At 59.1% G+C, this 9,313-nt stretch carries 12 protein-coding genes; 7 read left to right on the top strand and 5 right to left on the bottom strand.

The annotated features are described in order from the left end of the window. Positions 1–175 precede the first annotated feature (175 nt). From MUY35_RS16405 to MUY35_RS16380, 6 genes are all read left to right on the top strand, one after another. Positions 176–1,048, top strand: coding sequence for a TIGR01459 family HAD-type hydrolase (locus MUY35_RS16405; RefSeq protein WP_248370264.1), 873 nt, complete (start codon positions 176–178; stop codon positions 1,046–1,048). Positions 1,049–1,248: 200 nt separating this feature from the next. Next, on the top strand, positions 1,249–1,692 hold the full coding sequence (locus MUY35_RS16400; RefSeq protein ID WP_248370263.1) for a MaoC family dehydratase: 444 nt from the start codon (positions 1,249–1,251) through the stop codon (positions 1,690–1,692). A gap of 78 nt (positions 1,693–1,770) precedes the next feature. After that, positions 1,771–2,709, top strand: a complete 939-nt coding sequence (locus tag MUY35_RS16395; protein ID WP_248370262.1) for a bifunctional riboflavin kinase/FAD synthetase — start codon at positions 1,771–1,773, stop codon at positions 2,707–2,709. A 10-nt stretch (positions 2,710–2,719) separates the two neighbouring features. Further along, on the top strand, positions 2,720–3,010 hold the full coding sequence (locus MUY35_RS16390; RefSeq protein WP_248370261.1) for a Dabb family protein: 291 nt from the start codon (positions 2,720–2,722) through the stop codon (positions 3,008–3,010). Beyond that, entirely contained in the window at positions 3,010–3,462 is a 453-nt protein-coding gene (locus MUY35_RS16385; protein WP_248370260.1) for a YcgN family cysteine cluster protein, read from the top strand. The genes MUY35_RS16390 and MUY35_RS16385 overlap by 1 nt, the downstream gene beginning before the upstream one ends. Next, entirely contained in the window at positions 3,462–4,511 is a 1,050-nt protein-coding gene (locus MUY35_RS16380; protein ID WP_248370259.1) for a low specificity L-threonine aldolase, read from the top strand. The genes MUY35_RS16385 and MUY35_RS16380 overlap by 1 nt, the downstream gene beginning before the upstream one ends. Here the strand turns inward: MUY35_RS16380 and MUY35_RS16375 are convergent. Both MUY35_RS16375 and MUY35_RS16370 read right to left on the bottom strand, forming a co-directional pair. Next, positions 4,508–5,338: an alpha/beta hydrolase gene (locus MUY35_RS16375; RefSeq protein WP_248370258.1), complete on the bottom strand. Its 831-nt coding sequence runs from the start codon at positions 5,336–5,338 to the stop codon at positions 4,508–4,510. The genes MUY35_RS16380 and MUY35_RS16375 overlap by 4 nt on opposite strands. Next, a complete protein-coding gene (locus MUY35_RS16370; protein ID WP_248370257.1) occupies positions 5,338–5,937 on the bottom strand; it encodes a 2-hydroxychromene-2-carboxylate isomerase in 600 nt (199 codons plus the stop codon). The genes MUY35_RS16375 and MUY35_RS16370 overlap by 1 nt, the downstream gene beginning before the upstream one ends. A gap of 106 nt (positions 5,938–6,043) precedes the next feature. On the opposite strand from MUY35_RS16370, the gene MUY35_RS16365 reads away from it, so the two are divergent. After that, a complete protein-coding gene (locus MUY35_RS16365; RefSeq protein WP_248370256.1) occupies positions 6,044–7,057 on the top strand; it encodes a ribose-phosphate pyrophosphokinase in 1,014 nt (337 codons plus the stop codon). Between the two features lie 68 nt (positions 7,058–7,125). On the opposite strand, the gene MUY35_RS16360 is transcribed toward MUY35_RS16365, so the two are convergent. The 3 genes from MUY35_RS16360 to MUY35_RS16350 form a co-directional block, all read right to left on the bottom strand. Beyond that, on the bottom strand, positions 7,126–7,473 hold the full coding sequence (locus tag MUY35_RS16360) for an H-type lectin domain-containing protein (RefSeq protein ID WP_248370255.1): 348 nt from the start codon (positions 7,471–7,473) through the stop codon (positions 7,126–7,128). Between the two features lie 69 nt (positions 7,474–7,542). Further along, positions 7,543–8,757, bottom strand: coding sequence for an MFS transporter (locus tag MUY35_RS16355; RefSeq protein WP_248370254.1), 1,215 nt, complete (start codon positions 8,755–8,757; stop codon positions 7,543–7,545). Between the two features lie 95 nt (positions 8,758–8,852). Continuing rightward, positions 8,853–9,263, bottom strand: coding sequence for a F0F1 ATP synthase subunit epsilon (locus tag MUY35_RS16350; protein WP_248370253.1), 411 nt, complete (start codon positions 9,261–9,263; stop codon positions 8,853–8,855). Positions 9,264–9,313 lie beyond the last annotated feature (50 nt).

Below are 9,313 nucleotides of genomic sequence, written 5' to 3'. Positions count from 1 at the left end.
GCTGGTGGATCGTTCTGACATAGTTGGTCCTCTGCGGCAACTTGGGGCAGAATACCATAGATTCTCTGGTTTTCCGAACGTCCGCCTTGTCCCGCACAGCCGCCATTGAATCCCGATCCCCCTAGCCACCTCCGTCCCCCTCTGCCATATCTTCCTTTCACGTAGGAGACCCACCATGACCCGTATCATCGAACGCCTCAGCGAAGTTTCCACCAACTACGACGCCTATTTCGTGGACCTCTGGGGCTGTGTGCATGACGGGGTGCATCCTTACACCGACGCAGTTGACGCTCTCCGGCAGGTGCGGGCAAATGGCGGTTTCGTCGTTCTTGTCACGAATGCCCCGCGCCACCGGACCTCGGTCGAGGGGCAGTTGGATCAAATCGGTGTGCCGCGCGATTGCTGGGACACAATCGCGACCTCGGGCGACAGCGCGCGGGCGGCGATGTTCACCGGTGCGGTTGGAAATAAGGTGTGGTTCATGGGCGAGGATCACGACCGCAGCTTCTTCGACCCGCTCGCCCTTATCGACAACCCCGTCGACATAGAAGAGGTCGCGCTGGACAAAGCAGACGGCATCGTTTGCTGTGGCCCGTTTGACCCGCACACCCATCCCGACACCCTGCGACCCCAGCTGTTACTGGCCAAGCAAAAGGGGCTGAAACTGCTCTGCGCCAACCCCGATATCGTCGTGGATCGTGGCGCGACGCGGGAATGGTGCGCGGGCGCCATCGCGCAGCTTTATACCGAGATGGGCGGCGAGAGCCTCTATTTCGGCAAGCCCCATCCGCCAATCTATGACCTTGCCCGCCGCCGCATGACCGCCGAAGGGCGCGCGGTGGATGACAGCCGTATCCTTGCCATTGGCGACGGCATCCTGACCGACATCAAGGGCGCACAAGGTGAGGATATTGACAGTCTGTTCATCACCGGCGGGCTAGCACGGGACGAGACCAAGACCGACCGACAGCCCGACCCAGACGCGCTGCAAATGTTTACAACCGCCGAAATGGTCACTCCGACCTTCGCAATCGGATATCTTCGGTAGTGACTGATCGGCTTTGCGGCCCTACGCGCAAATTTTCTATGCGTGGTGCGGCACTTTCCGCGACAGATGTTTCATCCTGTGTCCAACCGCACGCATTCGATCATTCCAGATCACTTTTTTCTTGATTTTTCTGCGCCTGCAAAGTAACGATATTACCGTAATTGGTGATAATTGGGTTTTTTGTTACTCGGAGGATCAAGATGTTGGACAATCTCCCGCGCGGAACAATCTGCATTGAAGAGCTGGAAATCGGCATGTCGCGCCACGTCACGAAAGAGGTGACAGACCGCGATATCGAAATGTTCGCCGAGATTTCGACCGACCGGAACCCGGTGCATCTGGATGATGACTACGCCAAGGACACGATCTTCGAAGGCCGCATTGCGCATGGTATGCTGACTGCCGGGCTGATTTCGGCCGTGATTGGCGAACAACTGCCGGGCCATGGCACCATCTATATGGGTCAGCAGTTAACCTTTCTGGCCCCGGTGCGCCCCGGCGACGTTGTGCGCGCCGAAGTGACCGTTATGGACATCGACCACGCCAAACGACGCGTGACGCTGAAGACCGAATGCCTTGTTGATGGCAAGCCGGTTCTGAAGGGTGAAGCGAAGGTTTTGGCACCTTCGGCCAAGTTCGACTGACTCCACAAAGCCTATGAAATCGCGCCTGCCTTGCCCGGCGGGCTTGCGCCTGTTCGCTGTGAGCGATAATGCCACCATATGCGGATCATTCGTGACTATCAGTTTGTCGAAAAAGCAGACCGCGGCGCATCCGCCGCGATCGGCAATTTTGACGGCGTGCATCTGGGCCACCAATATGTAATCGACATTGCCCGCACGCAGGCCAAGGCCGAGAATGCACCCTTGGGTGTCATGACGTTTGAGCCCCATCCCCGCCAGTATTTCGCGCCCCAAAGTGGCCCATTTCGCCTGATGAGTGCGGATGCCCGCACGCACAGGCTGGAAAAGCTGGGCGTTGAGCGGCTGTATGAGCTCAACTTCAATGACTCGCTGTCCGCTCTGACCCCCGACGAATTCGCCCAGCGGGTGATCGTGGACGGTCTGGGCCTAAGCCACGTCGTCATCGGCGCGGATTTCCATTTCGGCAAGGGCCGCGCGGGCAGTGCTGCTGAGATGGTCGCTTTGGGCGAAAAGATGGGCTTTGGCGTCACAGTTGCGCCGCTGATGTCGGATGAGGTTGGCGAGGTTAGCTCGACCGCAATCCGCCACGCGTTGACAGATGGGCGACCACGCGACGCCGCCCGGATGCTGGGCCACTGGCATCGGATGGAGGGCGAGGTTATTCGCGGCCACCAACGTGGACGCGATCTGGGATATCCGACCGCTAATCTGTCGATTGCCGACCTGCACCCGCCGAAGTTTGGCGTCTATGCCGTTCAGGTCGACATCCTGACCGGCCCGCACAACGGTAGTTATGGAGGCGCAGCGTCGATGGGCACGCGCCCGATGTTCGGCGAAAACCTTCCAAATATCGAAAGCTTCATTTTTGATTTTGCAGGCGATATCTATGGCGAGCAGATTTCTGTCGCATTGGTCGATTATCTGCGCCCTGAAGAAGTGTTTGACGGGTTGGAGGCGCTGATCGCGCAGATGGATGCCGACTGCGCCCGTGCCCGAGATATTCTGGCGAACTTATAAAGGCCCCAAGATGATCCGCCATATCGTATTTTTTACATCCAAACGCCCGAACGACCGCGAAATGATCCGTGAAGGGTTGGAATTGTTAAAGGGCATCCCCGATTGCCGCCATCTGGAAATTGGGTCGAACCTGGCCAATGACCCGATTCCTGGCCCGTCACCCGACTTCATCGTCTATGGCGAATTTGAAGACGAGGCGCAGTTGGCTGCCTATAAATCCCACCCGCTTTATCAGCAGGCCATTCAACGCGTGCGCCCCCTGCGCGAGCTTCGGATCGCCGCCGATTTCATGGCTGATTGATGGGTGGTCCTCTGCGCAAAAATTTCTGGGAGCTACCGCTCGACAGCCTGACGCCACCGGAATGGGAGGCATTGTGCGATGGCTGCGGCAAATGCTGTCTGAACAAACTAGAGGACGAAGAGACTGGCGAAATCGTGTTCACCCGCGTTTCCTGCCGACTGCTTGACGGCGACACCTGCCGCTGTTCGCAATACGACATTCGCCTGCAATTCGTGCCGGAATGTATCGTTTTAAGCCCAGATAATATCGGCGAAACCGCGTATTTCATGCCAGCATCCTGTGCCTATCGTCTGCGCCACGAGGGCAAGCCACTGGAAGACTGGCACCCGCTTGTGTCTGGCAATCCCGACAGCGTTCATACGGCTGGGCGCAGCGTGATGGGGTGGACGATCCCCGAATTTGAAGTTCCCGAAGACGAATGGGAAGACCACTTGATTGAGGAACCTCACTGATGTTTTTCGCCTCTGACAATACCGGCCCAGCCCACCCCAAGGTGATGGAGGCACTGGCGCGCGCGAACGAAGGCTATGCAATGCCATACGGTAGCGACACGCTGATGGACGAAGTCCGTGCGCGGATCCGTGACATCTTTGAAGCGCCCGACGCCGCCGTTTATCTGGTGGCCACCGGCACGGCCGCGAACTCGATCGCGCTGGCGACCCTGTCGCAGCCGTGGCAGACGATTTTCTGCACGCCAGAGGCGCACATCCAGCAAGATGAATGCAACGCGCCGGAATTCTATTCAGGCGGCGCAAAGCTGACCCTTGTGCCGTCAGACCATGCCAAAATGACGCCCGCCAGCTTGCGCAGCGCGATCGCGGTTGAGGAAAGCCGCGGCGTGCACGGCCCGCAACGCGGCCCCGTGTCGATCACCAATGTGACCGAGCGTGGGACGGTTTACTCGGTGGCCGAACTGAACGCACTTTGCGACGTCGCGAAGCAGTTTGATTTGCCCGCCCATTTGGATGGTGCACGTTTTGCCAATGCCCTCGTTTCGCTAAATTGCACCCCCGCTGAGATGACGTGGAAAGCGGGCATCGATGTGGTCAGCTTCGGTGGCACCAAGAACGGCTGCATGGGCGTCGAGGCGGTGATCTTCTTTGATCCCAAACACGCTTGGGAATTCGAGCTGCGACGCAAGCGCGGGGCGCATCTGTTTTCCAAGCACCGCTATTTGTCGGCACAAATGCTAGCCTATCTGACCGACGATCTTTGGCTGGACCTTGCACGGCGTTCGAACGCCGCCAATGCCCGGCTGACGCGGGGGCTAAAACAGATCGAGGGCGTCAGTTTCCTGCACGAACCCGACGCCAATATCAGTTTCGCGGGTTGGTCGCGGGCGGGTCACCACCGCCTGCATGACGCAGGCGCGGCCTACTACGTGTGGGACGATAACCTTGCAGGCGATGACCCGGACGAGGTGCTGACCGCCCGCATGGTGGCCGACTGGTCGATGACCGAGGACAACATTGACAGGTTTGTCGACCTTGTGCGCGGCTAAGGTCTGGTTGGCGCTGTCTGGCGCAGAAACGCCAAAATAGCATCGCCGACCTCGGCGGGATGGGTGATGGGCGCCATATGTCCTGCGCCCCCGATCACATGGCGCTGGACGTTGGGCAGACGCGCCTCAAGCACATCGTGGACCGCCCCCACCAAGGCTGGCGAGCGCGCACCTTCCATCAGCAACACCGGCAGCTCGACACGCTCCAACGCGCCGGGGGCGATCTGGTCATGGATATCATCATGCGTCACCGGTTTCCCGGCGGGGATCAGATGAATACGCCGCGCCATATCTTCACGCAGGGACTGAGGCAACGCCTGCCACGCTGCGTCGCGCCCCCACATGACGTTGAACAGGCGTGCGGCCTCCATCCGGTCACCCGAGCGCATGGCGTCGGCGAAGGGCCCGTTCATATAGGCCGCATTCTCGGCATAGGCCGGGTGATCGCGGGCGGCAGCGAACAACACGGGCTCGAACATCGTCAGGCTGCGCACGCGTTTTGGCGCGCGTTGGGCCAGACGCAGGGCAATCGTGCCGCCGTAACTATGGCCGATCAAATCGACCGGTCCAGAGGTCTCGCGATCTAGCAGTGCCTCAGCAATCTGAACGCTGGCGTCCTGAAAGTCGCCCGCCCCGTCCCAATCGGCACTGCGCCCATGACCCGGCAGGTCAAAGGCAAGCATCGTGAATTGGTCTGACAGGCGTTTTTCCAGCCCGCGCCACGCGCCGGAATGTGCCAGCGAGCAATGCACCATGAGTGCGGCGCGCGCGCCCTGGCCCGCCCGGTGCCAACAGGTCGGATGGCCTGCCAACGGTTCTATGTTCATCAGGGCTTAGCGCTCAGATGGGTGTCCAACGCGTCCAGCCGGTCTTGTCCCCAGAACCTCTCACCATCGTCGCAGATATAGAAGGGCGAGCCAAAGACACCAGCGGCGACAGCGTCTTCAAGGTTGCGGCCATAGGTTTCGGCCCCGGCCAGCAAGCCGCTATCGGCAAGACTGGGATCAAAGCCCGCATCTGAAAGGCAGGATTTGATCACCGCATCCTCAGCAATATCCTTTTCGCCCGCCCAACAGGCGCGCATGATCCTATGAACCAACGCGCCCATATCGCCGCCACCTACCGACTGCGCCGCGATGATCGCATAGGAGGCTGGCGCACCATTGGTGGGCCAATGGGCCGGGATGTGGTTCATCGGCATATCCAACGCCTTGGACCAGCGCTTGAGTTCCTGCATCCGGTATTCCATCCGCGACGGGTGGCGGTCTTTTGGCGGTGTCCCACCGGTCCGTCCGAACAGCTGCCCGATATCCAGCGGTTTATACGTGATCTGTGCGCCATGGCGCGACGCGATATCTTCCAGCCGCGATCCGGCCAAATAGGCCCATGGCGACAACACTGTGAAATAATAGTCCATCTGCTTCATTTTTCCGGTCCCTGTTGCGCCAATGCTGTTTCAAGGAATCTATCCCGATGGTAAGGGGTGTCAACGTCACGATTCTGTCATTCAGACCAGCCCGGGGACCGCTGCCATGCCATCCATCACCGAACCGAAACTCATTTCGGGCAATGCCAACCGGCCCCTTGCCGAAGCTGTTGCCAAACGCATGTCGATGCATCGCGGATCCTCTGTCGGATTGGTGGATGCGCGGGTGGAACGCTTCAACGACGGCGAGATTTTCGTCGAAGTTTACGAAAATGTCCGCGGCGAGGATATGTTCATCATCCAGCCGACCTCGAACCCCGCCAATGACAACCTGATGGAGCTTCTGATCATCTCGGACACGCTGCGCCGATCGTCAGCTTCGCGCGTCACCGCTGTGATCCCCTATTTCGGCTATGCCCGTCAGGATCGCCGCACCAAAGCGCGCACACCGATTTCCGCCAAACTGGTCGCAAACATGATTGCCGGTTCGGGGATCGAACGGGTTTTGACCATGGACCTGCACGCCGCGCAAATCCAGGGCTTCTTCGACATCCCGGTGGACAACCTTTACGCCAGCCCGATCTTCGCGCTGGATGTTAAGCACCACTTCAAGGATTGCTTGGACGAGGTCATGGTCATCTCACCGGACGTTGGCGGCGTGGCCCGTGCCCGCGAGCTTGCCAAACGCATCAACGCGCCGCTTGCCATCGTCGATAAGCGACGCGAGAAAGCTGGCGAGATCGCCGAGATGACCGTGATTGGGAACGTCGAGGGCAAACGCTGCATCATCATCGACGACATTTGCGATACCGCTGGCACGCTGTGCAAGGCCGCCGAAGTGCTGATCGAAAACGGCGCGCAGGAAGTTCACGCCTATATCACGCATGGCGTCATGTCCGGCCCTGCGGTCGAGCGTGTGTCGAAATCGGTCATGAAATCGCTCGTCATCACGGATTCGATCCAACCCACCGACGCTGTTACCAACGCACCGAACATTCGCATCGTGCCAACGGCACCGATGTTTGCGCAGGCGACGCTGAACATCTGGGGTGGCACCTCTGTGTCATCGCTGTTTGACCACGACACCTTGGAACCGCTTTACGAAAACCTGTATTCGTAACTGACCGCGACATCTGGATACAACAAAGGGCCCTGCGGGGGCCTTTAATTTTGGTGATTGACTGGCAGTCAAACGTCCCAGTCGTCATCTCCGCGCACCTCTCCTATGGCGGTCCAGTCAACACGCACCCGTGCGACGCGTGTGTCGCCCCATGTGCGAAAGATGATCTGAAAACCGGTCTCGGAAATCGCGTCGGCGGCAATGTCAGCACGCGCATTCGTGCGTTTATCAAGGTCCCACATCGACACGCTGACATGGACAGATGGCGGCACCAGAAAGCTTCCTGAAAACTCTACGGGCGTTTCAAGCTTGCGCGCGCCGTTGCCGGTCCACATCTCTCCGTCATGTTCGAAATCCGAGAACAGTATTTTGCTGCCCTGATCGACCCCGACCAAATGGCTTTTGATCCGTCGCATACTTGGCAGCCCCGTTCAACTTCACGCACTCTCAGCAGACCTGAAACCCCGCCAAGAGGCAACCCGCACTTAGCGCCTAAGTCTTAAGAAGAATGGGAAAATCAGCAGGACAAGCACACCAGAGAACAAGAAAGGCGCACCGGGAAGATAGATCGCAGCATCTTCGGCTGCAAAACCCTGAAATATCCACGTCATGACCATCGGCGCGATCACCGCCGCGACGGACCCAAGGCTGGCAATCACGCCCTGCAAAAGGCCCTGCCGGTCTTCTGCAACCATGTTGGCCATCATTGCTGTCATCGTGGGCGGGGCCATATCCGCAAGCGCCGCGATCAGGATCACGGCAAACATCACATAAGCGCTGGCTGTCACACCAAAGACCAAAAGGGCAACAATCCCACAGACAACCGAGAAGATCAGCGTGCGAAATTCGCCCAGACGCGGGATCAGCATCCGCATGATGACTCCCTGCGTAAACGCAACCGCGATGCCATAGGCCGCAAGCGTCAGACCGATCAGCGCCGTGCTCCAACCAAACACCTCGCGTGTCCAGAAGGCCCAGAGCGTCGGGTAAACCATGTTGGCGAACTCAAACACAAAGATCAGGACGAGTGGCAGGCCCAGGCCCGGCAGTTTGAACGCATCAAGGATTGATCCAAACGGGTTCAGGTCCCGACGCCGGAACGTGCGCCGTTTTTCGGGTGCAAGGCTTTCCGGCAGAACAAATACCCCCAGCACAACATTCAACCCCGCGAACGCGGCCGCCAGCCAGAACGGGGCGGTCAGGTGGAAGCTCGCCACGAAACCGCCGATAGCGGGGCCCATAACAAAGCCAATGCCGAACGTCGCACCAATCAGGCCGAAATTGGCCGCGCGCTCTGCGGGTTTCGAGATGTCCGCAAGATAGGCTGTCGCGGTGATATAGGTGGCCCCTGCGATCCCGGCAAGGATGCGCCCGACAAGCAACCACCAAAACGTCGTCGCCAACGCCATGACTATGTAATCAATGGTCAACGCCACAAGGGCCAGAAGCAAAACGGGCCGCCGCCCCAGACTGTCGGAAACACCGCCAATGATCGGGGCAAACAGAAACTGCATGGCGGCGTAAGACGCCATCAGGATGCCGCCCCAGAAAGCTCCGTCTGCTGTGTTGGCCGCCCCGACGCGCAACATCAGATCAGGCATGATCGGAAACACGATCCCAATGCCCACCGCGTCCAGAAGGATGGTGGCAAGGATAAACCAAATTGCCGCACGGTTGGATGTTTGTGGCAGTGAACTCATGCGCTTATCAGTGCCGCGAATACGCCCTTAGCGCAAATGCAAAAAAGCCCCGCCAGTTGGGCGGGGCCTTTGCAATTTTTTGCAACAAACAGCGATCAGGCTTTGACCGACAGTCCCAGTTCATTGGCCATCGCCGCGATATCTACCGTGCGTTTGGCCAGCTCGTCCAGATTTTCAGCGGTCGCGTTTTCCGACGCGGCGGCTGCGTCGGATACGAACCCGTCCAGCAGCTCTTGCGTCATCTCAGCCACTGGAACGGCGCGTTCGGCCAGAACCGAAGTGCCTGTCGCGGTGACCTCGGCGAAACCACCGGTTACGGCAAATTCCGCGTTGCCTTCAGGCGCTTCGACGCGAACGATACCGGGGCGCAACGTCGTGATCGTCGGTGCGTGGTTCGCCATCGCCGTCATGTCACCATCGGTGCCCGGCAGTTGAACCGCGGTTGCCTGAAGCGAAGCAAGGCTTCGTTCGGGCGACACCAGATCAAATTGCATCGTATCAGCCATTTAGGATCTCCTTAGAGGATGGTCGGGGGTAGGTCGCCCTACCCCGTCAC

Origin of the sequence: Aliiroseovarius sp. S1339, from assembly GCF_023195695.1 — a bacterium.
GTDB lineage: Bacteria > Pseudomonadota > Alphaproteobacteria > Rhodobacterales > Rhodobacteraceae > Aliiroseovarius.
This window is presented reverse-complemented; position numbering and strand designations above follow the sequence as displayed.

Excerpts from the sequence above, each read along its gene's own strand:
- MUY35_RS16405 (WP_248370264.1), top strand. The coding sequence starts at position 176 with ATGACCCGTATCATCGAACGCCTCAGCGAAGTTTCCACCAACTACGAC.
- MUY35_RS16400 (WP_248370263.1), top strand. The coding sequence starts at position 1,249 with ATGTTGGACAATCTCCCGCGCGGAACAATCTGCATTGAAGAGCTGGAA.
- MUY35_RS16395 (WP_248370262.1), top strand. The coding sequence starts at position 1,771 with ATGCGGATCATTCGTGACTATCAGTTTGTCGAAAAAGCAGACCGCGGC.
- MUY35_RS16390 (WP_248370261.1), top strand. The coding sequence starts at position 2,720 with ATGATCCGCCATATCGTATTTTTTACATCCAAACGCCCGAACGACCGC.
- MUY35_RS16385 (WP_248370260.1), top strand. The coding sequence starts at position 3,010 with ATGGGTGGTCCTCTGCGCAAAAATTTCTGGGAGCTACCGCTCGACAGC.
- MUY35_RS16380 (WP_248370259.1), top strand. The coding sequence starts at position 3,462 with ATGTTTTTCGCCTCTGACAATACCGGCCCAGCCCACCCCAAGGTGATG.
- MUY35_RS16375 (WP_248370258.1), bottom strand. The coding sequence starts at position 5,338 with ATGAACATAGAACCGTTGGCAGGCCATCCGACCTGTTGGCACCGGGCG.
- MUY35_RS16370 (WP_248370257.1), bottom strand. The coding sequence starts at position 5,937 with ATGAAGCAGATGGACTATTATTTCACAGTGTTGTCGCCATGGGCCTAT.
- MUY35_RS16365 (WP_248370256.1), top strand. The coding sequence starts at position 6,044 with ATGCCATCCATCACCGAACCGAAACTCATTTCGGGCAATGCCAACCGG.
- MUY35_RS16360 (WP_248370255.1), bottom strand. The coding sequence starts at position 7,473 with ATGCGACGGATCAAAAGCCATTTGGTCGGGGTCGATCAGGGCAGCAAA.
- MUY35_RS16355 (WP_248370254.1), bottom strand. The coding sequence starts at position 8,757 with ATGAGTTCACTGCCACAAACATCCAACCGTGCGGCAATTTGGTTTATC.
- MUY35_RS16350 (WP_248370253.1), bottom strand. The coding sequence starts at position 9,263 with ATGGCTGATACGATGCAATTTGATCTGGTGTCGCCCGAACGAAGCCTT.